The organism is Acetobacter orleanensis (assembly GCF_001581005.1).
GTDB classification, from domain to species: domain Bacteria; phylum Pseudomonadota; class Alphaproteobacteria; order Acetobacterales; family Acetobacteraceae; genus Acetobacter; species Acetobacter orleanensis.
In genome coordinates this window covers 51,429-75,614 of record NZ_LHZV01000054.1, presented here as the reverse complement: position 1 = coordinate 75,614, position 24,186 = coordinate 51,429, and the positions used below count along the sequence as shown (strand labels likewise).

General features: G+C 59.4%; 21 protein-coding genes and 1 riboswitch. Of the genes, 9 read left to right on the top strand and 12 right to left on the bottom strand.

The features are described from left to right. The 6 genes from cobN to AD949_RS04740 form a co-directional block, all read right to left on the bottom strand. A partial coding sequence (cobN, locus tag AD949_RS04765) for a cobaltochelatase subunit CobN (protein ID WP_082786033.1) occupies positions 1-3,744 on the bottom strand: 3,744 nt, incomplete at its 3' end. 18 nt (positions 3,745-3,762) lie between these two features. Then, on the bottom strand, positions 3,763-4,827 hold the full coding sequence (gene cobW, locus AD949_RS04760) for a cobalamin biosynthesis protein CobW (protein WP_048835553.1): 1,065 nt from the start codon (positions 4,825-4,827) through the stop codon (positions 3,763-3,765). Continuing rightward, positions 4,824-5,246 carry a DUF1636 domain-containing protein gene (locus AD949_RS04755; RefSeq protein ID WP_048835631.1) on the bottom strand — a complete coding sequence of 141 codons (423 nt, stop codon included), beginning with the start codon at positions 5,244-5,246 and terminating at the stop codon, positions 4,824-4,826. Before AD949_RS04755 ends, cobW begins: the two co-directional genes overlap by 4 nt. A gap of 173 nt (positions 5,247-5,419) precedes the next feature. Beyond that, positions 5,420-5,681, bottom strand: a riboswitch (cobalamin riboswitch). Positions 5,682-5,804: 123 nt separating this feature from the next. After that, the gene (locus AD949_RS04750) at positions 5,805-7,358 is read right to left on the bottom strand and encodes a c-type cytochrome (RefSeq protein ID WP_048835554.1); all 1,554 of its coding nucleotides are present in this window, start codon (positions 7,356-7,358) and stop codon (positions 5,805-5,807) included. Beyond that, positions 7,351-8,988 carry a GMC family oxidoreductase gene (locus AD949_RS04745; protein ID WP_048835555.1) on the bottom strand — a complete coding sequence of 546 codons (1,638 nt, stop codon included), beginning with the start codon at positions 8,986-8,988 and terminating at the stop codon, positions 7,351-7,353. Before AD949_RS04745 ends, AD949_RS04750 begins: the two co-directional genes overlap by 8 nt. A 19-nt stretch (positions 8,989-9,007) precedes the next feature. Then, positions 9,008-9,652 (bottom strand): sorbitol dehydrogenase family protein, encoded by a 645-nt coding sequence (locus AD949_RS04740; RefSeq protein WP_048835556.1) that lies wholly within the window; start codon positions 9,650-9,652, stop codon positions 9,008-9,010. An 823-nt stretch (positions 9,653-10,475) separates the two neighbouring features. Here AD949_RS04740 and AD949_RS04735 point away from each other — a divergent pair. Next, positions 10,476-10,946, top strand: coding sequence for a MarR family winged helix-turn-helix transcriptional regulator (locus AD949_RS04735; RefSeq protein WP_306308932.1), 471 nt, complete (start codon positions 10,476-10,478; stop codon positions 10,944-10,946). 25 nt (positions 10,947-10,971) lie between these two features. After that, a complete protein-coding gene (locus AD949_RS04730) occupies positions 10,972-13,200 on the top strand; it encodes an FUSC family protein (protein WP_048835558.1) in 2,229 nt (742 codons plus the stop codon). A 15-nt stretch (positions 13,201-13,215) separates the two neighbouring features. Here AD949_RS04730 and AD949_RS04725 read toward each other — a convergent pair whose 3' ends face one another. Continuing rightward, positions 13,216-14,292: a glycosyltransferase family 61 protein gene (locus AD949_RS04725; protein WP_048835559.1), complete on the bottom strand. Its 1,077-nt coding sequence runs from the start codon at positions 14,290-14,292 to the stop codon at positions 13,216-13,218. A 163-nt stretch (positions 14,293-14,455) separates the two neighbouring features. Here AD949_RS04725 and AD949_RS04720 point away from each other — a divergent pair, with 163 nt between their 5' ends. Together AD949_RS04720 and AD949_RS04715 are read left to right on the top strand one after the other, a co-directional pair. Beyond that, complete coding sequence (locus AD949_RS04720; protein WP_048835560.1) at positions 14,456-14,905, top strand: hypothetical protein; 450 nt, start codon at positions 14,456-14,458, stop codon at positions 14,903-14,905. Between the two features lie 52 nt (positions 14,906-14,957). Continuing rightward, positions 14,958-16,121: an arabinose transporter gene (locus tag AD949_RS04715; protein WP_048835561.1), complete on the top strand. Its 1,164-nt coding sequence runs from the start codon at positions 14,958-14,960 to the stop codon at positions 16,119-16,121. On the opposite strand, the gene AD949_RS04710 is transcribed toward AD949_RS04715, so the two are convergent. After that, on the bottom strand, positions 16,109-17,131 hold the full coding sequence (locus AD949_RS04710; protein ID WP_048835562.1) for an enoyl-CoA hydratase/isomerase family protein: 1,023 nt from the start codon (positions 17,129-17,131) through the stop codon (positions 16,109-16,111). The genes AD949_RS04715 and AD949_RS04710 overlap by 13 nt on opposite strands. A 60-nt stretch (positions 17,132-17,191) precedes the next feature. Here AD949_RS04710 and AD949_RS04705 point away from each other — a divergent pair, with 60 nt between their 5' ends. Continuing rightward, a complete protein-coding gene (locus AD949_RS04705; protein WP_048835632.1) occupies positions 17,192-17,686 on the top strand; it encodes a flavin reductase in 495 nt (164 codons plus the stop codon). 19 nt (positions 17,687-17,705) lie between these two features. After that, positions 17,706-17,840: a hypothetical protein gene (locus AD949_RS14615; protein ID WP_257007535.1), complete on the top strand. Its 135-nt coding sequence runs from the start codon at positions 17,706-17,708 to the stop codon at positions 17,838-17,840. Between the two features lie 31 nt (positions 17,841-17,871). Here the strand turns inward: AD949_RS14615 and AD949_RS04700 are convergent, their stop codons facing one another. Genes AD949_RS04700 through AD949_RS04690 form a run of 3 tightly spaced genes read right to left on the bottom strand, consistent with a single transcriptional unit; the run spans position 17,872 to position 20,430 of the window. Further along, a complete protein-coding gene (locus AD949_RS04700; RefSeq protein WP_048835563.1) occupies positions 17,872-18,663 on the bottom strand; it encodes a metal ABC transporter permease in 792 nt (263 codons plus the stop codon). Then, on the bottom strand, positions 18,656-19,555 hold the full coding sequence (locus tag AD949_RS04695; RefSeq protein WP_082064664.1) for a metal ABC transporter ATP-binding protein: 900 nt from the start codon (positions 19,553-19,555) through the stop codon (positions 18,656-18,658). Before AD949_RS04695 ends, AD949_RS04700 begins: the two co-directional genes overlap by 8 nt. Beyond that, positions 19,552-20,430, bottom strand: a complete 879-nt coding sequence (locus AD949_RS04690) for a metal ABC transporter solute-binding protein, Zn/Mn family (protein ID WP_048835564.1) — start codon at positions 20,428-20,430, stop codon at positions 19,552-19,554. Before AD949_RS04690 ends, AD949_RS04695 begins: the two co-directional genes overlap by 4 nt. Before the next feature lie 196 nt (positions 20,431-20,626). Between AD949_RS04690 and AD949_RS04685 the strand changes: the two genes are divergently transcribed. The 3 genes from AD949_RS04685 to AD949_RS04675 are packed head-to-tail and all read left to right on the top strand — an operon-like array spanning position 20,627 to position 22,944. Beyond that, entirely contained in the window at positions 20,627-21,229 is a 603-nt protein-coding gene (locus AD949_RS04685) for a Fur family transcriptional regulator (RefSeq protein WP_082064665.1), read from the top strand. Next, the gene (locus tag AD949_RS04680; protein ID WP_048835565.1) at positions 21,226-21,897 is read left to right on the top strand and encodes a hypothetical protein; all 672 of its coding nucleotides are present in this window, start codon (positions 21,226-21,228) and stop codon (positions 21,895-21,897) included. Before AD949_RS04685 ends, AD949_RS04680 begins: the two co-directional genes overlap by 4 nt. Before the next feature lie 9 nt (positions 21,898-21,906). After that, positions 21,907-22,944: an asparaginase gene (locus AD949_RS04675; protein WP_048835566.1), complete on the top strand. Its 1,038-nt coding sequence runs from the start codon at positions 21,907-21,909 to the stop codon at positions 22,942-22,944. Positions 22,945-22,980: 36 nt separating this feature from the next. Here AD949_RS04675 and AD949_RS04670 read toward each other — a convergent pair whose 3' ends face one another. After that, positions 22,981-23,802, bottom strand: coding sequence for a hypothetical protein (locus AD949_RS04670; protein ID WP_048835567.1), 822 nt, complete (start codon positions 23,800-23,802; stop codon positions 22,981-22,983). Between the last annotated feature and the right edge of the window lie 384 nt (positions 23,803-24,186).

Here is a 24,186-nt window from a genome sequence, read left to right as displayed (position 1 = left end):
CCCCCCCCGCCCGTATAGGGCCGGTCTTGGAAGTGAGGCCTGCGGAATAGAGGACGAGGCCTGTTCCCCCGACGAAGAACAGCGCGCCACCGAATGTTGCGAAAGCGGCGTGGCAGTTGAGGAAGCAGGACGCAACGCCGGGGCCATTCCGCCTTCCAGAACCTGTGCGGCGCTGTTACCTCGCGGATGCCACAAGCCGCGCTGCCAGACATCCGTAAAGCGCGCGCGCATCTCCGCGTGCGCGGCCGGATTGGTCCGCTCAAGGAAGGCGCTACAGGCCTCATTGCCTAATGTGGCCGCAAAAACCATGTCAAACTGCTGGTCAAACCGCTGCGGCAGGGTGGCAGCAAAACCTTGTAACGCTTCCAGCCCTCGCGCCAGTTCCGCCGCCCCCGCATAGCCGTGCTTCTGCATCCCCTCAATCCAGCGAGGATTGGCCAGACGCCCACGCACAATCCGCGCCACTTCCTGTGTTGTGGCGCGTAGGCGGGGCGTGTCGGGCTTGGAGGTGTCCCCATGCCACAAAGCCGGACTGGCCCCAAGGACTGCGGCGGCGGCCGCCAAACCTCCTTCATGCGCTGCGTTTTCCGAGCTTTCCAGCATGTCGGTTTCCGCATGATCCTGCACATGCAGCACGGCATCCGCCTGCCCCAGCAATGTCGCGAGGGCCGCGGAATCCTGCCCGCCGTCCCGCCCGCCGCCGTACGTCCATGCGGAGCCTTCCAGCCACGCCTGCCCAAGCGCGGATACGTCTGCCCATGTGCCGTTTTGCAGGGCCTCCTCCAGCCCGGTGCCATACGTGCCGGACGCCGCGCCAAAAATACGGGCGGTCGCGCGGGTCCGGGCTTCCCCCTCCAACCCCTGCACACTAGCGGCCAGTGGGTTCCACTCTGCGGCTTCCCGACGGCTGGCGACCGCACTGACCACCTGATCAAACAGAGCGATCTGGTCTGGAAACGCATCTCGGAACAGGCCGGAAATACGGAGGGTCACATCCACTCTTGGGCGGTTAAGCTCCGGCAGCGGGATGATTTCAAACCCGCTGACATGGCCCGTCCCTGCGGCCCGCTGCACCGTGACACCCATCAGCCGGAGGGCAAGGGCCATATCCTCACCCCCTGTCCGCATACTGGCTGAACCCCATAGATCCATAACCAGACGGGTTAGTGGCTCTCCCTGTTCCTGCCTATGCCGTGTCAGAAGCAGCTTTTCCATTTTCTCCGCCAGAACCATTGCGGATGGTGTGGGCAGCGCGCGTGGGTCCAGCGTGAACAGGTTCCGGCCTGTGGGCAGCACGTCCAGCCGCCCGCGTGTGGGCGCACCGGCTGGGCCGGGCGCAACAAACCGGCCTGCCAATGCCGCAAGCAGCGCACTGGCTTCCGCCGGACCACTCTGACGGATACGGTCTGTAATAATCTCTTTCAAAACCCCTTGTTTTTCAGAGTTTTCTTGGGCGTTGCCTTTACCGCTTTGGACCGTCTGGTTTTGCGGAAGGCTAGCCTGATAAATGGCGTGGACAAGTTCTTTCTCCGCCGGAGCAGGTTGCCCAAAAACATGCAATCCATCACGGATTTGCAGGTCTTTCACATCACACAAATAGGCATCAAGGCGTGCGAGAGCTTCAGCCTCACCCTCCTCACCGGGACGGACACCGCTTTCTGCAAGAACGCCAGTCTGCTCTGCTTTTTCCAGAATATCTTTACGAAGCAAAGCACCCCGGCGCGGGTCCAGACCATCGGCCTCGGCGTATTCATCAATCAGCCGTTCCAGCGCCTGCATATCTGGTGAAAGATCAGCCTGCCGAACCGGCGGCGTCATATGCCCGATAGTGACAGCTCCCAGCCGCCTTCTGGCCGTCGCGGCCTCGCCCGGATTATTGATGATAAAGGGATAGATAATCGGCAGAGCACCCGTCAGCACGGCGGGAGCGCAGGCGGCGGACAGGGCTGCCGCCTTGCCCGGTAGCCATTCCAGCGTGCCATGGGTGCCCAGATGCACCAGCGCATCCAGCCGCCGCACATTGCGTAACCACAGGTAAAACGCAACATAAGCGTGGCTGGGCGGTGTATCCGGGTCATGATACAGGGCTTTACGGTCCGCCTGCCGCCCCCGGTCCGGCTGCACGGCGAGGGTAAGATGCCCTACATCCAACGCCCTCAGGTGAAAAACGCCGTCCTGCACACACGGGTCCTGCTCCGGCTCGCCCCATGCCTGCGTAACGGAGGCCATGAAAGACGCGTCCAAGCTGATCGCAAGAGCACGGTAAGTGGCAACACAAAGCAGAGGCCGTGGCGCAGTTTGTGCCAGTAGGGACGTTAGTTTTTGCGCATCTGGCAGAGGGTCCGGCCCCGTATAATACCCCTCCGCCCGCAACAGGGTAAGGATGGAGGCCAGACTGGCAAAACCGTCTAGCCCGACTGCATGGGCGACATGCCCCGTCTCCCGCGCAAGCCCGGCCCCCGGATAATCCGACAGGATAACCCCCACCCGCTTCTGGTCTGCTGGAAGATGCCGCAGCCGCGCCCAACCCAGCGCCCGCGCTACGGTGTGCCGGATGCCGGGCAGATAAGGCTGGCGGGCAGCAGGCTGACCGGGCGGTGCTTCCTGCCTGAAGGAAATGGGAAGAGTGGCGATACTGCCATCCAGTTCCGGCAACACCGCCTGCATGGCGAGGTCTGACCGGGAAAGCCCGCGCGGACTGCGTTCCCATACCGCTTGCGTGGCCCCCGGTTGCAGGAGTTGCAGGATGGGCGCGCTAGTGCCAGTGCCCGTGCCGACGCAAGTGCCCGTTAAAGCGGACTGCCCCTGCTGATTTCTGGATGAAAAAAGGGTGGCGTTCAGCACGATATCCGGCTGTGATTTTTGTAGATCCTCCGCAACACCTCTGGCCACAGAAGGATCTTTGAGAGAGGTGACAAACAGCATCTCCACCGCACACCCCTCTGCGGCAAGCGCGTCTGCCAGCGCATCAAGTGCTGCAATATCCCCTACCATCAGATGCGCACGGTAAAATACCAGCGTTGCCCGCACTGTATGGCCCTGTGGCAGGCTCATGGTATTCTGATCTATCCTGCCGGATGCTGTTCTTTTAACAACCGGCAGCGCAGCCACAGTGCGATAAAGCCCCCAATGTGGCAGGGGTTCAGGCTGTGTGCCGTCATCCGGGCAACGCCCGGCAATGTTGGCCATCAGGCGCAGAGCATGCGCCATGTTACGGGGACCGCCATACTGGAAAAACCCGTTCAGACGCTGACGGATTTCCGCAGGAACCGTTGAAAGCTCCGCAAGACGACTATCATCCGGCATAAGTGTGGACGATGTCTGTGCTGTCGGATGCTGTGCGGGCGCATCAGTCCCCTGCCGCATGGCCTCTCCGGGCAGGAGAGCCAGCGGCACCTGATGCGCACGGCACCATGCCGCCAGTTCCTCCGCGCCGTAACGCCAGTAGTCCAGCCCGCCCAGTAGCCGCACCACCACACAGCGGGCCTGCGCTAACGTGGTTTCCAGATACAGATCAACCGACATCGGGTGGCGCAGCCGCGCCAGACTGGTAACTTGAAGAGATGGCGGAGCCCCTGCCCCCGCAGTCTCCTGTTCGGCCTTCAGCCCCTCCTGCGCATGAAGCAGACCGAGCAGGTCACTTTCCGTAAAGGACAGCACAACAAGCTCTGCCGGAGGCAGGTCGAGGTCTTCCGCCACGTCCTGCTCATCAAGCGTTCTGTTTTCCCGCACGAGGAGGTGCATGGCGGCGGCCCTGCCCGCTTAACCTGCGGAAGCGGAGGCTGGGTCTACAGCGAGGGCAGCGGTAATGGCGGCTTCATCCAGCCCTTTCTGCCCGATCACCACAATGCGGCCAGTGCGGCTATCCTGCGGGGTCAACGCGCGGTCAAACTCATGCCGAAAGCGCGTGCCCACCCCCTGCACGGCCAGACGCATGGGTTTGCCCTGCACGGTGGCAAAGCCTTTCATACGCAGCACGTCATACCGGGTGGCAACATCCTGCAACAGTGTCAGGAAACGTTCCACGGAAAGCTGCTCGGGGACCGTAACCACAAAGCTTTCAAAATCATCATGCTCGTGCTCGCCATCTTCCGCATCATGGTGGGACGGACGAGCCTGAAGATCGGCCTCCGCCTGTGCCCCAAGCCCCAGCAGCACGGAGGGGTCCACCTTGCCATCCTGCGCGCGGATAATGCGTACCGGGCGCGGGCAGAGTGTTTTGATCTCCGCTTCCACCGCATCAAGCTGCGCGGCGTCCAGCAGGTCTGTCTTGTTCAGAACAATCAGATCCGCCGCGTTGAGCTGGTCTTCAAACACTTCGGCCAGAGGGTTGTCATGATCCAGTGAGGGATCGGCCTCGCGCTGCTTGGCGACAGCCTCCGGGTCATCCGCAAAGCGGCCGGACGCTACGGCGGGGGCGTCCAGCACGGTTATCACGCCATCCACCGTCATACGGCTGCGCACGGTGGGCCAGCCAAAGGCTTTCAGCAACGGTTTGGGCAGAGCGAGGCCGGACGTTTCAATCACCACATGTTCTGGCGGGTCAGCGCGGTCCAGCAAGGCTTCCATTGTGGGCAGAAAGTCATCCGCCACGGTGCAGCACAGGCAGCCGTTGGTGAGTTCAACAATATCCTCCTCCCGGCATCCTTCCACACCGCAACCGCGCAGGATTTCTCCATCAATGCCCAGAGAGCCAAATTCATTCACCACCACGGCAATGCGGTGGCCCTGCGCTTTTTGCAGAATATGGCGCAGCAGCGTGGTTTTTCCGGCACCAAGAAAGCCGGTGATGATGGTAACGGGCACACGGGCAGCTAAACCGGTCATGACGGCTCCTGTTCAATGGCGGGCACGCGGCCCAAAATCATATCAGAAAGTGAGGCGGGACGCCGCGAGGGCATGACGGTCCCCTTGGCGGACGCGGCATAAAGCTGCGCGTAGGCCAAAAGGTCTTCCGCTTTTTCCGGCCCGAGGTTCCCGAGCAGCCAAGTCCAGCGACCCGGCATAGAAATGGACGCCGTGCATCCATGGTCACACGCGGCCAGACACGCAACAGGGCGCAGGGTGATGGACTGGGGACTGTCTTCCAGCACCGTATGCAGGCGGTCCAGCAGTTGCGCGCCGGGTGGATGCTCCATAGAGGGTCCACCACGACGGCAGGTGGTGCAGACATACAGCACCGGGCCTTCCGCCACGGCGGAAGGAGAAGCAGGGGGAGAGGCTGAATGCGTGACAGACGCAGGCATAAAATTTTCCCGATCAGGCACCGCTCCATAACGGCACGGCACTTAAACGGAGTGCATAACCGGTGCTCCTGCGGGCACAGGAGTGATGCGCAAGCCCCAATCCAAGCCCAAGCGCACCCTCGCCTTCCGGGCACCCCGCCGGACACGACACCTCAGACACCACACACCTCTCACGGGCAGCGCGGATGATGGCAGGTCTCCTGGCTCGTGTCGTGCAGGTCTGCGTGGTGAGTCACCATGCAGCCTGCGGGTTCGCCCACCTTCCCGGCGCGGAGGAGCCGGTGGCGTGGACCTCCCCTCTTTGAAAGAGCTTAGGTCCACAGCAAACCCTGCAATCACTTACAGTTGCGGGGGCAGCGACGGCCTTGCAGCCAGAGCTGCGCACCGTTCTTCCCTTTTCATCCCTCGCGGGACACCATCATGCGGGTGACCATCGCATAACCGGGGTATTTTTCAAGTCGTAAGGGGGGCTTTCTGAACAAGGCTGTTCTGCCGCCGAGGAATTATCGGCCGGAAGGCCGGACCAAGGAGCAGAGGTCCGGCCTATGTAAGCGTCGATTATTTATTTTTATTCGGTGAGGTCTCAGACGGTGCGTCGTTCCGCAGAGCCTTGATCTGTTCCGGGGTCACATGCAAATCGCCCGTGCCGAATGTGGTCGTAAGGTAGTTCACCAGTGCGGCGATTTCCGCATCACTCAGGCGCTGCACGTTGGACTGGCCATCAAACCCCGGCATGAAGGCATGATTCTTACCCGCCGTACGATCCACCCCTTTGAGAATGGTCATAATCAGATTGTCAGGCCGCCCGGCTCCTACTGTGGAGTTGTTGAACAAGGACGGCACGTAATGATCCCGCGTTCCGGCTCCATCTGCGCCGTGGCAAGCGGCACAGTTGGCATCATAGAGATGTGGGCCGTCCATTTCCGCCAGATCATCAATCCGCTGCGGGCCTTTAGTGCGGATATCCGGCACATCAAGTGCTTTGCCGGAGCCATCCCGAGCGGTGTGGTCTGCATCGTCATCCATAGGCGCAACCTTCAGGATGAAGGCGGCCAGCGCGTGCAAGTCTTCATCCGTCAGGTGGCTGGTGCTGTGCTCCACGGCCTCACCCATCGGGCCTGCGGCCTGTGCCCGACCAGACACATGGCCGGTGCGCAGATAGGCGACCAGATCATCCTCGCTCCAGTTGCCGATACCGCCGGTTTTGCTGGACGTGATGTTAGGGGCGTACCACGCACCAAGAGAGCCACCGGCCAAATAATGATCCTGCTTTTCACTCAACATGAAATTGCGCGGGGTGTGGCAGGTGCCGCAATGTTCCAGCGCATTGGCCAGATACCGGCCACGGCGCAGCTTATCATACGTGCTGGAATCCCCCGTTTCGGGCTGTTCCTTGCTAGTCACAAAATTCCACGCCACCATGGCGGAGCGCAGACTGGCCGGGAAAACCAGATTGGTTTCCTCCGGTGCATCCGCAACCGGCTTAACAACATGCATGAACCACGCATACAGGGCTTTTACGTCCTGATCCGTCATGCCTGCGTAGGACACATACGGCATGACCGGGTACAGATAGGCACCGTCATTCCGCACGCCATGGCGTACCGCGTTTTCAAACTCTGCTTCCGTATAATGGCCAATGCCGTGTTCAGGGTCCGGGGTGATGTTTGTGGCAATCACGTCCCCCATCGGGGTGGCAATTTTCAGACCACCCGCAAAAGGTTTGCCGCCCGGTTTGGCATGGCAGGCCACGCAGTCCGCCGCCATGGCAATGTAGGCACCGCGCGCGAGGTCTGCCTCGGCACTCTCAGGCTGAACCGCAGCACCGGCTTGCGCGGACGTGGCTGGAGCAGGCGGCTCGTTGGCAGCGGGTACGGCCTCTCCGGCCGGAGCCGGTTTTTCAGAGGCAGGTGTAGGGTCGGATGTTTTAACATCTGACCCGGCTGTGGATTTACCCTCATCCGCCACAGGGGCGGGCACCGTGGGCTGAGCAGCAGGCTTGTCAGAAGACTGAGACTGAGACTGAGCCAGCACCGCCGGAGAGAAAGCGAGACCACTGAGGGCTGTTCCGGCAACAAGGGCGGACCATAGGAAAGTTCTGAAATCAGGCATGAAGCAGTTCTTTTTTCAGCGTGTCTGCAACACGCAGCGCAAGCGCTGCGACCGTAAGAGTAATATTGCCTGTGCCCACGGTTGAGAAAACTGAGGAACTGGCAATGAAGAGATTTTCATGGTCATGCGTACGGCACTGGCCGTCCACCACGGAATCTTTCGGGTCTGTGCCCATGATGGTACTGCCCGAGGGGTGGTCCTGCGGGAAGTAACCCGGTGTCCACTGCTCATCCACACCATGCATCAGGCCGATCAACTCCCGGAACACCTTACGGGTGTGCTCACAGCTTTTCACGGTATAATCAGGAAGTTTATAATAAACATCCGGATGCGGAATACCGAGAATATCCTTGTTGGTCTTGCTCAGCGTTAGCCGGTTTTCCGGGTCTGGCAAGGCCTCGTTATGGCTGAACAAGCGCACGGTGTGGGAAGCCAGATAGCGGATCTGTTCTTCCAGCTCCCGCCCGACATAACCTTTGGAAATGGCAAGCTGGGTGGCAAAATCCACCTGATTGTCATCCACCATATGCACCAGATACGCGCCGCGCTCATTCCGCCAGTCACCATCACGGAAATTGTCGATCACGTTTGTCTCCAGCGGGCCGCGGCCCGGCCAGAGGGCTTTGTCGCCACTGATAAACGTGACCTGCACGCCGGTATGGTCCATCATGTTGCGGCCCACATGGCCGGAACTGTTGGCAACACCATCCGGGCTCTGCTCATCCGCAGCAACCAGCAGCAATTTGGCTGTTTCAATACAGTGCGCGGCAATAACAAAATATTTGCCGGTCACGCGGTGTGAATTTTTATCCGGGTCATAATACTGCACGGCCGTAACGCGCTTGTTGGCGCTATCCCGCTCAATTTTATACACCACAGCATTAGGGATGAACTTCGCCCCGGCCGCCTCCGCATGGTATACGGAATAGCTGCCGTTATACATTGCGCCAATGGGGCAGATGGGCATGCAGTTATTGTGGCCCTCACACGTGGGGCGACTATCATAGGGGCGGGTATTGCGGGCCTGCGGCTCATGCACCACGCGCCACGGCGTTTTTTCGTCAATCAGCTTACGGAACTGCTGCGCGGCATAGGAAATAGGCAGCGCATCCATCGGATAGGGCTGCTTGCGCGGAGAGCCGAGGTCTTCCTTGGCCGGGTCCGGGCCGCACACGCCCATCATAACTTCCGCCTGATAATAGAACGGCTCCAGATCCTCGTATTTCAAGGCCCAGTCGCGCCCCTGCCCGTAGCGGGTTTTCAGCTCGAAATCAGACGGCAGATAGCGCCATGCGCACCCAGCCCAGTGCCATGTGGTGCCGCCCATCATGCGCAGATAAACCTGCTGGTAGGCTTCCGCATTCGGGCCTGACGTGTGCAGGTAGTCATTCGGCGTCATCTGGTTAGGCGGATGTCTGGCCCATGGCACCGCCGGAAACGGCCCCTGATAGGAGGGCTTGTTTTCCAGATTACGGAAATTTTCCACAAAATGCTGGCGGTCCACACGCGGGCCAGCTTCCAGCACAATGACGGAAATGCCAGCCCGGGCGAGTTCATTCGCAATAGAGGCACCGGCAACGCCAGCCCCTACAATAACAACATCGGCGGAGAGAGTTTGTTCAGAAGGCATACGGCTGATATTCCCGCTCTCAGGTCGGTTCTACGACGAATTTTGAGGGTGAAAGGGCTGGGCGCCCTGTCGGGCGGTCCACTTCCGGCGGCTGGGTTGTCCAGTAGAACGGTCCACCTGTGGCGTAAGTCTTGGGATAAATAGCGTCCTTTGTGATGTCGAACATCAAGGCGGAGCGATAGACCACAACTTTATCGTCCGCCACACCCCGGTACCAGCCGGTCAGAATATCGTGAATGGCGTCTTTCAGGGTCGGGTCCGCCTTTTCCGCCGCTGCGGCAAAGGCCGCGGCGGTAGAGAGCTGCTCCTTGCTCATCAGATCATGGAGCTTGCTGATCTGCGCCTGCCGGCCCGCGTTGCCCTGCACAATCCCTGCATAAAGCGCATTCCCGATACGCAGATCCAGCATCGGGCGGTCTGTCAGCAAGCGGGAAACCGCCATGAACTGCGCAGCCACAGGGTCCGTACCCGCCGCAGAGGCCGCAGGGGCTTCCGCTGTTTCCGCCGCACCGGCAACGCCATGGGCCACACCGTATGTAACAGCAGCGCCCATGCCTGTCAGCAGCATGTCACGCCGGGATATCCGCATCAGTCTGGCCATCCGCATTGCGTTGGGCGAGACATTTTGCAGAGTGACGGGCACGCAGGGCCAGTCGTTCTTCATAGTCGGTCCTTTTCCACAGGTTGTACATAACCGGGCGGACCATGAGCCGGGTAAGCCATGGTCCTTTTTATGCGTTCATCAGGGATTAAATCTATAAAGAGGTATCCGGCAGGCTTCTACCCTGAAATTCCGCTCTTTCGGGATTTCCCCCAGATGATATTTACTCTCAAATAGACAATGTCCTCTCGTTCTTTTTAGAGCGCATCCATTTTTCTGTTACAGTTATGCTTCCTGCCTGCACTCTTTCGGCGCGGCTTTTAAATTCAGCTACTGCATAATAGTTCAAGCAAGTCCTTATAGGATGACCCAGCCATGCTTTGCCGCGAGACGCCGATTGCGACCCTGACTTCCTCACCGGCCGGATGATGCCATCCCGCCCGGAGGCCGCGCGCGCTCTGTGCATGCGGCAGAATGCTCTGTTGGCTATGAAACTTCTGGCCTGTTGGGCCACGCAGCCTCTTCAGAGACCGCAAACTCCTTTACTGTAAAGAGGGTCTGGGCCTGTTTCGCGCGGCGCTCCTGCGCACAGTCGGCGTTATGCAGGCGGATACTCTTTACAAAAGCCGGAGCAGGACGGGCAGACCGTTGCTGCCCCGGTGGATCCTCTGAATGTGCCTGCTGGTGCGCCACCTTATCAAACGACGCATGACCCTGATTTTTCTGTGGAGCATGGGGCTGGTTGGCGGCCTGATGAGCCTCACGCTGTTCTGATAGAGCACAGACAACCTGACCATATTGACCGCCCGGTGGCGGCAGTCTTATATTGCTTGCAATATATTTTGCATGTCAAATATTTTTACCCTAACAAAATAGAGGTTTCCTGTTGACGCGCCACGGTATGCCCGCTCTGGATGATTCTGCATTCAGTTCCCTTGCTCTTACATTCCGTGTCATGCGGCTGGCATCGGTGTGGCGCACACGGCTGGAACGCGCCCTGCGCCCGCACGGTATGACGGTGGCGGTCATGCGGCCTCTTACCTACCTGATGATGCTACCGGAAGGCACCACCCAGCGGGATCTTGCGCTGGTGATGGACACGGACTGCTCCGCTCTGGTGCGCGTACTGGACCTGTTAGAAAAGGAGGGGCTGCTGGCCCGCACGCCCGATGCGCAGGACCGGCGGGCCAAATGCCTGAGCCTGACCCCGGCTGGCCGTGAAAAATGTGCTGTGTTCCATCGCGTTGCAGGAGAGGTGGAACAGACCATGAAAGCAGGCATGACCACACAGGATACGCATACTCTTGTAGCCCGCATGGATGCGCTTCTCACCACCGCCCACGTTCTGCCAACCTGACACCCTTTTCGGAATAGCCTGCGCCATGTCCAGTCGTTTTTCGGACCATATCCGCCGCCTGATGCCCGCCATGTTTGCGGAAGATGACCAGTGGCAGGCCACTCTGGAGACTGCGGCCTATACGGCGCGCGTGTTCCTGTGCATTGGCATTGCGCTGTTTCTGGCGTTCATGTTCCAGCTACAATCCCCCATGAGTGCGGCCACCACGGTGCTGATTGTGGCAAACCCGACCGTGGGGGCCATGGTTTCCAAAAGCGTGTGGCGTGTGATTGGCACGGTGATTGGCGCAGGGATTAGCGTGGGTGTGATGGCAGCGTTTGTGCAGTCTCCGGTGCTGTATTTTGCAGCGCTCTCCGCTTTTGTGGGGCTGGCTTGTATGGTGGCCACATTCTTGCGGTTGTTCCGCGCCTACGCCGCCGTGCTGGTGGGCTATACAATTGTGATTGTTTCCGCCCCGGCTTTTACCAACCCGGAGCATATTTTTCTGTCCGCCATGGGGCGGCTTTCCGCCGTGACAACCGGGGTGGTGACAACCGCGTTCGTTTTCATGATTACCTCCCCCCGTAAACCCAACCGTGTGCTGACAGCACTGGGCGACGCATTTCGGGAAACAATCCGCCATGCCTTGTCCTTCCACGCAGCGGAGAGCCAGCACGTGCATGCGGAAGATGCCACGGAACACGCAGCCGAGCAGATAGAGCGGCTGGAAATAGCCACCCCCACCCCGGATTTCCGCGCATTACCACAGCCTTTATATGACAGCCGAAGCCGCCTGTTGGCCCGCATGGCCTCCCTTGACCCTGCCATTGAATATGCCGCTGCGGATGACCGGGACATGCAGGCCCGCGCGAACCGCCTACGCACTGGCCTGAGCCGCTTAACCGGGCTGATTGTGACTTACCACCCCTACTGGCTGAACCTTTCTCTGGCCAATGGAGCCTCCTGTGCGGTGCATCAGGAAATGGCCGCCACGCTGGAGCACATTCTGGACCTGACAGAACAGCCGGACTGGCAGGACAACCCGCAGCCCGTTTCCGCCTGCATCCGCACGACATTGTTCAGATTGAACCAAATGGAACAGGAAACACTTTCTCCTACGGTTCTGGCCTCTTTAGACAATACGCGGGATGTTCTGACACAACTGGATCAGGCCTTGCATGACCTGACCATTCGCCGCCCAGTCCGCGCCCGTATGCCGCTGCGCCCGTATCTGGAATGGCCCATGGCGCTGCGTAACGGCGCACGCGGCATGTTTATCGCGCTACTGGCCGGAATGATGTGGTACGTGCTGCACTGGAGCACCGGGCCGATGCTGATGCTGTTTGTCGTCGCAGCTTCCAGCTTGCTGTCCACCACGCCTTCCGCGGCAAAAACCAGTCCGTTGATGGCGTTTGGGACAGCACTTGCCATTCCGGCCAGTTTTTTGTGCCACATGCTGGGCCTGCCGCGCATTGATGGCTACCCGCTTTTATGGCTGACCATCTGCCTGTTTCTGCTGCCCGGCGTGTGGTTGCAATTCCACCCCCGTTACAGCATCGGCGCGTTTGGCTATGCAGTATTCTTCACTATGATGCTGGCCGTAAACAACCCGATTACTTATGACGACTTAACATTGACAAACAACTGGCTAACCATGGCAGCCGCCTGTGTTCTGCTGGTGCTGGTATTCCGGGTTATTCTGCCTGCGGACCACAGGCTGGATGCTGCACGGCTGGTCTCTTCCCTCACCCGCAGCGTGCAGCGGCTAGCCCTTGCACCGCAGAACAGAAAAATTATCTGGGTCGCGTGGGAAGGATTCCAGATTCAGAAAATCTCACGCATGATGATGCGCTTTTCTTTTCTGACAGATGATGTGGACCGCAGAGGCTATACGGATGCCGCCTTTGCCGCCCTCTCTCTTGGCCGCTTGATTTTACGCCTCCGCTGGAACGCGGCGCACACGCTGCCCGACGGTCAGACCCATGCCCTGCTGGAAGAAGCGCTAAGGGCCTTCCGCCACCTGCATCGCGCCCCCCTGCAAACCGCTGCCAGCCTGAGCCTCGCGGCACAGAAAGTCAGCACTATTTCTGACCATGCTGAAACCGCGCTGGCGCGGGACCGCGTGGTATCCTGCCTTGATCAGGCCGCCTATATCATCCGTTCCGTTCCGGGCTTTTTTGATCGCCACGGCCCGCTACAACTGGCAGCAGACATGCCCGGAGCAAACGCCCCCGTTTCCGCCATGGTGCCACAGCGGCATGTGGTCTTTGGATAAAGCGCCTTTTCCGGTTCAGAGCCCTACGCCGGAAAAGGCAACCTCCAGAACATGCGCCAGATGGTCGTGTTCAATCTCGAACGGGGCATCCCAGCTTTCGCTTTCCGTGCACATTTTTCCCCGGATTTCGTAATAGTCCAGTTCACGCAGACCGGCGATGAAGTAGAAAAACGTATCCGGCATAGTACCGGGGGCCAGATTGATAACCCGCGTACCCTTGCGGCAGAACATGATGTTGGTCATGGCGGCCCCCATAACCCCCACCACACACTCGGCATGTTTAAAAAGCCGGATCTGTTCAAGCAGTGTCAGTTCCGCCGGGTCCACACACAGGAAACCTTGTTCTTGCAGAAACGCCATCAGGCTTTCTTCATCCCTGACAGTTCTGCCCCGGTTTCTGCGGGTCAGGTACAGTTTGCAGAGTTGTGCCCCCGGCACCCGGTCCACCATGTTCTGCGTGCGGGAGAACACCAGCGGGGACATATAGACGCCGTGATTGGTCAGGCCATCGACCACCACCAATTCCTTAAAAAAAGCGACGTCCTGTAGGCCCATGTCATGAAAGAGCGGTAGAAAAGCGGTGCTGAAGGCCACGCTGTCGCGCACCACACGGGCAAAATTGCCACTCACACGCGGCACGACCAGAGAGCAGAGTGGCAGATGCTCCTCCGCCAGCCAGAGTTTTGGCAGAAGCTCAACCATCCAGTGCCCGTAATTCTGCTCGCCCCGTTTGCGCAGAAGCAGGGATGAAGGCCCGACGACTTTTACAGTCTGCGTCTGCTCCGCCTCCCTAATCTGCGCCAGCCCTTGCGCACATTCTTCTGGCGTATGCTGGGCAATGCTTTGCTGCACCAGCTTTTTATCCTGTGTGAACACCAATCCTTCCATCGTGACGTATACATCAAACAGTTTTGTCACCCGGACAGACCCGGCAGGATAAGCGCCCGTAAACCAACCCGGCCGCATGGCATCCAGAATATGCGGGGGAATGTGAGACGGGTTGAGCACACGCGGGGGCGCAAGCTGGAACGCCGGAGAAGGAACGTCCGCCACAAGCACTCTGTGCAGGTTCTGGATATCCACCGTGTCCATCTCTCCCCCTTTGACAACAAAACTGTGATGCGGGTTTCAGCCGGTTTGCGCAACAGCCTGTAGCGCGGTGTCTTTCATCCTTTTTAGAACTCTATGCCTTGAAAGGCCCGACCCACCGTTACACGTTAAGGAAAAATTCATATTTGGATTTGTGGAGAGATACATGATTCCGTCGTCCTTTCTGGCCAGCAGCCTTGGTTTCTGCCCCGCACAGCGCAGAGAGCCGACTGTAAGTGTACCGCGCTCTCTGCTGGTTTTTCTGATTGAAAACTACCTGCGGCATCAGCCTTTTCATGAAGAGACATATCTGCGCACCAATCCCGATGTCGCGGATGCCATCCGGGCCGGACAGGTGCCATCCGCCAAGGAACATTACGTAACCTGCGGCTATTGGGAGGAGCGGGACGGCGCAAACCCACCATTCTGTGAAGACTGGTATCTGCGCCAGAACCCGGATGTCGCCATTGCCGTGCAACGGGGCGAATGCCCTTCCGGCCACGCGCATTACCTCCGCTACGGGCGGAATGAGGGCCGATGCCCCTGCCCGGAACTGGCGCATCTTTATGCCGTATGGCAGGCACTCTCAATCCCCACGCGCCACCGCCCAAATTGAAAACGAAGCCTCTGGCCATAAATCCGTGACCGTTATACGGTCTGCGCCGCCCATGAAAACCACTCCGACTTTCCTGCCCAGACTGACTCTGGCGCTTTTCCTCTCCTATCTCAGCGTGGCTTTGTCTCTGACAGCCGTGCCGGTGTTCGTCCTATCCTGGCCGGGCTTTAACAACGTGCTGGCTGGTCTGGCTGTGGGGATTCCCTTTCTCTCCACAATTTTTACCCGTAATTATGCTGGGCAGATTGCCGATGCCACGGGCGGCCACCGCTGCATGCGGCGCGGGTTGGTACTATATGCGCTGGCATGCGGGCTGTGCCTGTTCTCCACCCTCCCTGCCCTTCCATCTGCCGGACACTATGGGGTGCTGATTGCTGGACGCCTGCTGCTGGGCTTGGGTGAAAGCCTGTGCATTGTGGGCATGATGGGCTGGAGCATTGCACTCGCCGGGCAACCAAAGGCCGGTAAAGTGATGGCGTGGACAGGTGCTGCCATGTACGGCGCGTTTGCCGTCGGTGGGCCTGTGGGGCTGATTATGTATCAGCATTTTGGCTTTGCAGCGTTAATGCTGCTGAGCGCGGCCTTGCCTCTGGCCGGACTGCTGCTCATCAGCACCGTGCCCGGTGCGCCGCTCCATATAGGCCACCGGGAGCCGTTCTGGTCTATTCTGAACAAAATCCGCGGACCGGGTCTGGCCGTGGCCTTGCAGGGTGTGGGCTTTGCATCTCTGGGTGCTTTCCTTTCCCTGCGGTTTTTGCAAGCTGGATGGCCCTATGCCGGATGGGGACTGACCTGCTTTGGCGCGGCCTTTGTGGGCATGCGGATGCTATGCGGGCATCTGCCAGACCGGATTGGCGGGCTTAAGGTCGCCTTGCCCTCCCTGTTGCTGGAAGCCTGCGGGCTGGCGCTGATCTGGAGCGCCCACACCCCGGAAATAGCGTTGGTCGGGGCGTTTCTGACCGGCGCTGGGTGCTCCATGGTCTATCCCTCGCTTGGGGTAGAAGTGGTGCATAGGGTGCCCGCCCCCATGCGCAGCACGGCTTTAGGCGGATATTCCGCCTTTCAGGATCTGGCTTATGCCACTACCGGGCCACTGGCCGGGTTTCTGGCTGACCGCACAGGCTACGCCGAGGTGTTCCTGCTAGGGAGCCTCTGCGCCATGCTGGGGGCCGGAGTCGTGTGCCTGCTTCTGGCGCTCAAACCTCATAACGCCTGAAAGCAGCGATTCACCTCTTCAGGATCAACGGCCTCCAGTGTTGCAGGCTGCCACTGGGGGGCGTTGTCCTTGTCAATCAGCTTTGCACGGACACCTTCCACAAAATCCGCACGATGCATCATATGGGCCACAAGCGTGGTTTCCTGCACAAAAGCCTCATCCAGAGAGGCCAATGCGCGCGCCCGGTGCCATGCCGCCCATGTGACCTGAAGAGAAAACGGACACAGGCGGGAGAGTGCGGCTTTATCCTGCATAGCGGCCCCACTTCCGTTGGCGTCCATATTGCGCAGAACCTGCACCAGATCAGGCGCTGAATAGCAGCCCTCAAGCGCATGCTCCGCAGCAGATGGCACCGGCCGGGCATAATGTTCCAGCACGGATTTGACCGGCTTGGTGGCAAGCTGTGGAATAAGGTCTGGCAGGTTTTCTGAAGCAATCAGATAATCCGCAAAGCCGTTCTGCACAGCCTGCACACCATCCATCCGTTCCCCCAGCAGCGCCAGCCGCAAACCAGAAAGACCCGGCATGCGGGAGAGAATCCATGACCCACCTGCATCCGGGGTAATACCAATACTGGTTTCCGGCATGGCCAGCACGGAGCGTTCCGTCACCACGCGGTAGGGCACATGGCCGCCCAACCCGATGCCGCCGCCCATGGCTATGCCATCCAGCAGCGAGATAATCGGTTTGGAATACGCCGCAATCTGCCGCATGACGCGATACACTCGCGTAATTTTTTCCACCCCGGCTTCCGGCCCCTCCGCACGGACCAGATCACTCAAAGCGCGAAGGTCTCCCCCAGAGCAGAACGCGCGTGGGCTTGTACTGTCCAGCAGAACGAGAGTGACCTCCGGATCATGCCGCCAGACCTCAAGCACACGCGCTATGCCTTCCGCCATTTCCAGATCCACAGCGTTCAGTTTGGCGGGGCGATCCAGCCGTATGCGGCCTACCGGCCCCATACGCTCTACTTTAACAGTCGGGGTGCCGGAAAGGGCGGCTTCAATCATTGCTTTCCTCTTATATTCATGCACAAAACACTGCGTCTGGAAGATGATGAAGGAGAGCAGATGTTGGCGCTGGAAACCAGTACCTTCCGCAATGCCATGGCCAGACTTGGTGCTGCTGTTAATATTGTGACCACAGGAACGCGGGAAGACCCCGTGGGGTTTACGGCCTCCGCCGTTTGCTCCGTGACTGACACCCCGCCGACCCTACTGGTTTGCCTGAACCGCGCCAGCCGTGCGCGGGAGGCTTTTGTGATGGGTGGCCCGCTCTGTGTGAATGTGCTCTCCGCCAGCCAGCAGACGCTCTCCAACCATTTTGCCAGCCCCAACAGCATGACGGACCGCTTTGCCGTGGGCCACTGGACAACACTGGCCACCGGAGCCCCGGTTCTGGAAGAGGCAGTTGCCACGTTTGACTGCCGGATTAGCCAGATTGTAGAAGTCGGCACGCATAGTGTGCTATTTGGCGTGGTTGAAGCCCTGCGCATCCATGAAACGGCGGGTGGGCTTGTCTATTTCAACCGTGCCTATCATGCGCTGCCGCATACGGCCCCTTAATCTGACAGGACCCTGAACCATGGCCCCTCGCCCTAAAATGGAACATGAGGATGACGTGCCGGTTATTACCATGCGCGGTCTGATTATCATTCATGTCTGTCTGGCGCTATTTATTGCACTGTGGGGCTGGCTGGACTGGTCTCTGCCCCAATAAACCGACAGCTTTTTAAGCAGGCAACGGTTTTTTAGGCCCGTATTCGCTGCGCCAACCCGACCAGTAAAAAGCCCGCGCCGCCCAGAAGGGCAATCCAGAAGGACGTCGGGCAATCTGTATACCATGACAAAGTAAGCCCGCCCCACGCTTCCGCCAGCGCAAGCCCGGCAGCGGCGGCAAGCCCGACCAGAGGGGGAAGGCTCAGCCGCAGCACCGTCGCTGCGGGAGCCACCATCAGGGTGAACACCAGCAAAACCCCGGTTATCTGCGCACATTCCGCTGTAGCAAGAGCCACAAGCCCCAGAAAAAGCACGTCCAGCACCCGAAGGCGCGCACCTTTGGCCTCCGCCATTTCCGGCTGAAGCGTGGCAAACAGCAACGGCCGCGCCATAAGGCCCAACCCCACCAGACACCCTAGGGACAACAGCGCTAGCCAGCCCAGCATACCGGGGCTGATGCCTAAAATATCCCCGAACAGAAGAGCCGTCGCCGCGCTGGCCGACCGTGTAAGCAGGTGCAGGAACAATGCACCCACACCCATGGCGACGGATAGCACAAGGCCGATCATCACATCCCGCCCGGCCACTCGGTCTCCCGCCAGCCCCATCACCATGCCCGCAACCAGCGCGCCGCCAGCCAGCCCGGTAAAAGGAGACAACCCGAGCATGAGCGCCCCTGTGGCCCCCGCAAACCCCACATGAGACAGCGCGTGGCTGGCAAAAGTCTGCCCGCGTAGCACCAGAAACCAGCCGACCGGCCCACACACGAGAGCTACCAGCAGCGCGGCCAAAAACGCCGTGCGCATAAAGTCATACTCAAGCATGCACGCCACACCCTCCGCAGTCATGCTCCTGCAAGACGGACCCGCCGCCTTCCGCCACTACGAACACGCGCCCTCCAGCCCGCACCACATCAACCGGCGCGCCATACAGAGCAGTGAGCGCCTCGGTGGTAATCACCTGCTCCACCGTGCCGAGCAACGCCCTGCCCCGCGCCAGATACAGCACATGGTCCATCAGACCGAGCAGAGGATTGATGTCATGCGCGGACATCAGCACCGTCATGCCGCGAGCCCGTGCAAGGGCATGAATCCGCGCCACCGTCTCGCGCATGCGGGCCGGGTCCAGACTGGCCAGCGGTTCATCCAATAGCAGAACGGAGGGGTTATCCAGCAACGTCTGCGCCAGAAGCAAGCGCTGGCGTTCTCCGCCGGACAAAGTTCCTACTGGCCTGTGCGCCAGACTTTGCGCATCGACCGCTGCCAACGCGGCCTCCACCGCCGCACGCGCCGCGCGGCCATACCACGGCAATCCCCAGCGTTGCCCGTGCAAGGCGGAAGCCACCATGCTCCAGCCCGTAAACTGACCACCCGTCAGCTTGCGCATTTGCGGCATGTATCCCACGGAACGGTTCCCACGCCGTACGGGCTGACCATTGATGGACAAACTACCCCGCATGGTCGGTTCCAACCCGAGCAGGGCATGAAACAGCGTGGTTTTCCCCGCACCATTAGCCCCCAGAACGCCAACAAAACTGCCTTGCGGGATAGCCAGACTGATTTCACTCAACACAATGCGGCCACCACGCGCCAGTGTGACCTCTTTCAGGCAGATGCTATCCGCGCCGCGCCGCAGGTCGGACGCGGCGGGATGAGACGTGCGAGCCGCGTGAGGGCTTGGCACACACTCGGGGGGCGTAGAGTCCGCAGCAGTCATGGAGCAGTCTGGCCCAACGCCTGAGCAACCTGCGTCAGCGTAGTATGCATCCAGTCCTGCCAGTGCGTACCGGGGGGCATCAACTCGTGAACGGGCAGCACCGGCACGCCAGCCGCCTGCGCCTGAGCAATCAACCTTTGCACGGAAGGGCGGTCCGCCTGCGCATTATAGGCCACAAACCGCACGGCATGCTGGCGGATATCCGCATCAAACTGCGCCACGGCGGAGGCCGGAGGCTCCACGTCATTCATAACGGCCACCTGAAAGGCCTGTTCTTTCATCACCAACCCAAGACCTTCGGCCAGCGGGGTGAAAACTGGCTCCGTGGCCGCCACAGGCTCGCCACGCACTTTTTCCCGCAAGGTGTCCATATGCTCCAGCACATTCTGGACAGCCGCCAGAACAGTTTTGCCTCGTGCGTCATACGCGCTGGCATGCTCCGGGTCTACCGCCTGACAGGCCGCCACAAAGCGGCTTACAAAGGACGCAACCGCAGGCAGATTATAAGCAAGATGCGCGTTATCGCCCGTGTGCCAGCCGGTCCAGCCGTCGGCCTTAATCATGGGAACAGCCTGACCACCCCGCGCCTGCGCCAGCTTGTCCAGCCACGCATCATACCCTCCTCCGTTCGCTACCAGCAGGCTGGCCTGCGCCACAAGCCGGGCTGCCGCCGGAGTGGGTTCATATAAGTGCGGGTCAAGAGTTGGCGTATTCAAAATGGCGGTAACGTGCATATCCGGTTCCGCCACCTGCGCAGCCAGATCACCCCACGTATTTTCCGCAGCAACAACCACAGGCGTTTCCGCCGCCAAAGCAGCACCATGCCACACGCTGGCAAGCAGCAGGCCGGAAAGAACAGAAGCAGAAAAACGCATCAGGCTGATCCTTGTCGATCGGCTGGGTCATCAGAACATAGGCCGGAGAACGACGCTGTCTATGCCACCACATGCCGCCCCGTCCGAACGTGATATTATAACATGACACGTTTGACCAGCACTGGAAGAGCTGGTCTGTTTTGCGTTCACCCTCCGCCATAGGTAAGATAGCCCAGCTCCCTAGGCCGGACTGGAGATGGACCATGATTTCTGCCGCGCACACTGTACTGCCCGCATGACCCCCACAGAATTTTCCCCCGCGACAAGAGCCCAGCTTGACCGGGCTGATGCCCTCTGCACCGAGCAGGGCGCGCGCCTAACACAGCAGCGCCGCGAAATTCTAGGCCTGATTCTGGACGCAAAAACCCCGGTTGGCGCGTATGATCTTCTGGAAAAAATCAAAACGCCTGACCGTCGCCCGGCCCCACCCACGGTGTACCGTGCGCTGGATTTTCTGCTTGAACACGGCTTGATCCACCGGATTGAGCGGCTATCCGCCTTTGTGCCCTGCACCCATCTGCTGCATGACGCGCACGCGCATAACCCGGACCATTGCCACAACCACGACCATGAGACCTGCCTGCACACAGCGCAGTTCCTTATCTGCAAATCCTGCAAGAGCGTGACGGAAATTGCGGAGTCCAGTGTGCTGACAACGCTGCGTAGCATCTGCCGGGAGCAGAAATTTGCCATGCAGAGTGCCTCCATTGAGGTCATCGGCCTATGCGCCACCTGTGCGGCCAAAGAACGCCCTGCCAGCAACGCCCCCCGCAAACAGGCCACTTCTTCTCCTTCATGACCGAAAAACCGGGCCGTTCACCTGTGCAGTCTGACCTGCTGGGTGCGCTGCCCGGCGATGGGCAGAAGAACGCTACGACACAGCGCCGCCGGAAATCCGGCAAGGTTTCCCGCAAAACGGCTATCCAGCCTTCGTGTTTACCCGTATCAGAGCCGGAGACCGAACACACCATCAGGCAAGCCGGCGCGGCGACGTTACCAAAAAGCCAAACAACGGACGTGCCCCGCAAGGTTGCGCGAAAGCCTGAAAACCCATTGCAGGGGAATCTGTTTGCCAGACCTCTGCCGCCGCGCCCCCGGCCTCCCCGCACGCAGTTTGAGGCTGACGAACTCCGCATCTCCACAGCACCTGCGTCCAGCTTTTCACCACAGGCCGCGCCAGATAGCTGGCTTTATCTGGTGACAGAGCCAGACACGGCCAGCCAGTTTCTAGACCATGGGTTACCCCTGCGCAAAACCCATCCGTCCCTCCTGACAGAACGCGGCGGCGTAGTGCACTGGCTGGCAAAAATGACAGAAGAGCCAGCGGGACATTTCGCCGCGCCCCCAGTGGTGCTACGGGTGCGCCGCACAATGGTCGCAGCATGGCTGGAACCGGACCCCGACCACAGCGCAGAATTTTCCGCCCCATGTTATCTGCTAAGCGGAAGCAAACAAGAACAGGATTGACAGGCGACCATGACAGAAAACACGCACAGCGACACACTTCTGGCCGAAGTGACACGCGGAGGCCGGGTCGAGTCCCGCCATTATGGCGCGGCTGTTGTGGTGGATGCCTCTGGAAAAACCGTGTTTTCTACGGGGGACATCACGACACCCCTCTATCCGCGCTCTACTGTTAAAGCCCTGCTAGCACTCCCCCTACTGACAGAAGGAGCGGCGGACAAATATGCCCTGCCGCCTGAAGCGCTTGCGCTGGCCTGTGCCTCACATCAAGGCGAACCGGACCATGTTGCTGTAGCTGCGGACATGCTGGCCCGCACGGGATGGGATTATGGTGTGCTGGAATGTGGCGCACACTGGCCTCTGGACGCCCGCGCCACCCGCGCACTGGCTGCAACGGGCGAGCAGGCCAGTGCCTTGCATAACTGCTGCTCCGGCAAACATGCAGGATTTATCTGCCTTGCCTGCGGCACCGGGCAGGACCCAGCCAACTATAGCCAGCCTGACCACCCCCTTATGCAGACCATGGCGCGTACGCTGGCCGAGGTAACAGGTGCCCCACACTCAGACGCCAACCGAGGCATAGATGGCTGCGCCATTCCGACATGGGCCATACCGCTAACAGCCCTCGCCTTAGGCTATGCGCGGTTTGCGACCGGCACGGGCCTGAGTGCGGAGCGCGCCCTTGCTGCTCAACGCCTACGGGCTGCCATGACCTCCGCACCGTTCATGATTGCGGGAACAGACCAGTTCGATACGCTGGTCATGCATGATCTCGCCCCGCGTGTGCTGACTAAAATGGGCGCGGAAGGCGTGATGATTGCGGCTCTGCCGGAAAAAGGTCTGGGCATTGCCATTAAATGTCGGGATGGCGGCATACGGGCGGCAGAAACGGCAGCAGCAGCACTGATTGCCCGCTTTGGAGATGAAGAGGCTCCTGTCCTGAACCACTTCATGCGGCGTCCACTCAAAAACTGGAACGGTGCGCAGGTGGGCGAACTGCGTGCCGCCGCAGCACTCGCTGGCGACCGACTGCCAGACACGGCAAGCTGACCCTATACCACAAAAACCGGCCTACCCCCTGCCTGTTTACGACTGCATCTGCCGAAAGAGCGCCGCATCAGGCAGGGCAATGCCAAGGCGTAAAGCCGGATTACCTGAAAACTGCGCCATTCCGCTGTGGGATAACACCAAAGACGTATCCAGCCAGACTTCACCCCCCATAGCGCGCCAGCGTTTGCAGAACGTGAAATCCTCACTCATATACGCGCCGGTTTCTTCATCTATCGTGCAATCAAACAGCGCATGCGGGGCACCGCCACCATCATCCGGATGCTCGGCAGGACGCCCCAGCGCAGCATCCAGAGACTGCGTAGGCACTTCAATTCGATTATAGCGGGTTTCTGGATAAAACGCTGACATGCGTTGAATAGCCTCCCGCGTTATCAGCATAAATCCTGCGCCAGAGAAGGCAGTTGTAATAAGTGTGCCGCCAGCAGCGGGCGTTTCATGCAGTTTTTCCGTCTCCCCCGTATAACGCAGGGAGGCCGTTGCAGGTGTTTCTCCACGCATGATCTGCGCAGTTGTCAGGCCATCCCAGTAGCGTTCCTTAAGAGGATACAGGCCTGCCACCACATCCTTACCCGCGGCCACCAGACGCGCCGGGGCGTCCGGCTCAAACCCGATATCATTATCCACAAACAGAATATGGGTGGCGTCACTATAATTCATGAACTTATCAAGTAATGTATTCCGCCCACGGCAGACCACCGCGTCATTCCCCATCATGCACAGAGAAAACGCCAGATTATGATCCTGCGCCGTAGAGAGGCAGCCTAACACAGACTGCATATAAACCTGTGTAACAAGACCACCGAAACAGGGCGTTGCTATAAAAACTTTTGCTGTCATCTCTGAACCTATCGTTTCGGGGACAGATTTATCGTGATGATATGAAGATCTGATTAACTATAGTTTACATTAGGGTGTCAGTCATGCAAATGCGAGGCCACACTCTTACTCAGGGGGCTTAATACAACCAATTTCTGAAATCACTATTTTTTATAAACAAGAAAAGAAAAATTAGGTAAACAGAAACCTACGTTCCTTGACTTAAGACACGATAAAAAGACTGTAAAAAATTCATTAATTCTGCATGGATTTTAAAGGTGGCTTCAGAACAAAACAAAAACATACTATGAAAAAATCGTTTATCCGGGAAAAAGATTATCTCTCCCATCTAGCCTGATCTGAATGGCAGAAATGAGCTACTTGAGCCGAATAGGTCTAAACCAG

What these genes read in the sequence shown, in the direction of transcription:
- cobW (WP_048835553.1), bottom strand. Translation starts at nt 4,827, where the DNA reads ATGACCGGTTTAGCTGCCCGTGTGCCCGTTACCATCATCACCGGCTTT.
- AD949_RS04755 (WP_048835631.1), bottom strand. Translation starts at nt 5,246, where the DNA reads ATGCCTGCGTCTGTCACGCATTCAGCCTCTCCCCCTGCTTCTCCTTCC.
- AD949_RS04750 (WP_048835554.1), bottom strand. Translation starts at nt 7,358, where the DNA reads ATGCCTGATTTCAGAACTTTCCTATGGTCCGCCCTTGTTGCCGGAACA.
- AD949_RS04745 (WP_048835555.1), bottom strand. Translation starts at nt 8,988, where the DNA reads ATGCCTTCTGAACAAACTCTCTCCGCCGATGTTGTTATTGTAGGGGCT.
- AD949_RS04740 (WP_048835556.1), bottom strand. Translation starts at nt 9,652, where the DNA reads ATGAAGAACGACTGGCCCTGCGTGCCCGTCACTCTGCAAAATGTCTCG.
- AD949_RS04730 (WP_048835558.1), top strand. Translation starts at nt 10,972, where the DNA reads ATGTCCAGTCGTTTTTCGGACCATATCCGCCGCCTGATGCCCGCCATG.
- AD949_RS04725 (WP_048835559.1), bottom strand. Translation starts at nt 14,292, where the DNA reads ATGGACACGGTGGATATCCAGAACCTGCACAGAGTGCTTGTGGCGGAC.
- AD949_RS04720 (WP_048835560.1), top strand. Translation starts at nt 14,456, where the DNA reads ATGATTCCGTCGTCCTTTCTGGCCAGCAGCCTTGGTTTCTGCCCCGCA.
- AD949_RS04715 (WP_048835561.1), top strand. Translation starts at nt 14,958, where the DNA reads ATGAAAACCACTCCGACTTTCCTGCCCAGACTGACTCTGGCGCTTTTC.
- AD949_RS04710 (WP_048835562.1), bottom strand. Translation starts at nt 17,131, where the DNA reads ATGATTGAAGCCGCCCTTTCCGGCACCCCGACTGTTAAAGTAGAGCGT.
- AD949_RS04705 (WP_048835632.1), top strand. Translation starts at nt 17,192, where the DNA reads ATGTTGGCGCTGGAAACCAGTACCTTCCGCAATGCCATGGCCAGACTT.
- AD949_RS14615 (WP_257007535.1), top strand. Translation starts at nt 17,706, where the DNA reads ATGGCCCCTCGCCCTAAAATGGAACATGAGGATGACGTGCCGGTTATT.
- AD949_RS04700 (WP_048835563.1), bottom strand. Translation starts at nt 18,663, where the DNA reads ATGCTTGAGTATGACTTTATGCGCACGGCGTTTTTGGCCGCGCTGCTG.
- AD949_RS04695 (WP_082064664.1), bottom strand. Translation starts at nt 19,555, where the DNA reads ATGACTGCTGCGGACTCTACGCCCCCCGAGTGTGTGCCAAGCCCTCAC.
- AD949_RS04690 (WP_048835564.1), bottom strand. Translation starts at nt 20,430, where the DNA reads ATGCGTTTTTCTGCTTCTGTTCTTTCCGGCCTGCTGCTTGCCAGCGTG.
- AD949_RS04685 (WP_082064665.1), top strand. Translation starts at nt 20,627, where the DNA reads ATGGACCATGATTTCTGCCGCGCACACTGTACTGCCCGCATGACCCCC.
- AD949_RS04680 (WP_048835565.1), top strand. Translation starts at nt 21,226, where the DNA reads ATGACCGAAAAACCGGGCCGTTCACCTGTGCAGTCTGACCTGCTGGGT.
- AD949_RS04675 (WP_048835566.1), top strand. Translation starts at nt 21,907, where the DNA reads ATGACAGAAAACACGCACAGCGACACACTTCTGGCCGAAGTGACACGC.
- AD949_RS04670 (WP_048835567.1), bottom strand. Translation starts at nt 23,802, where the DNA reads ATGACAGCAAAAGTTTTTATAGCAACGCCCTGTTTCGGTGGTCTTGTT.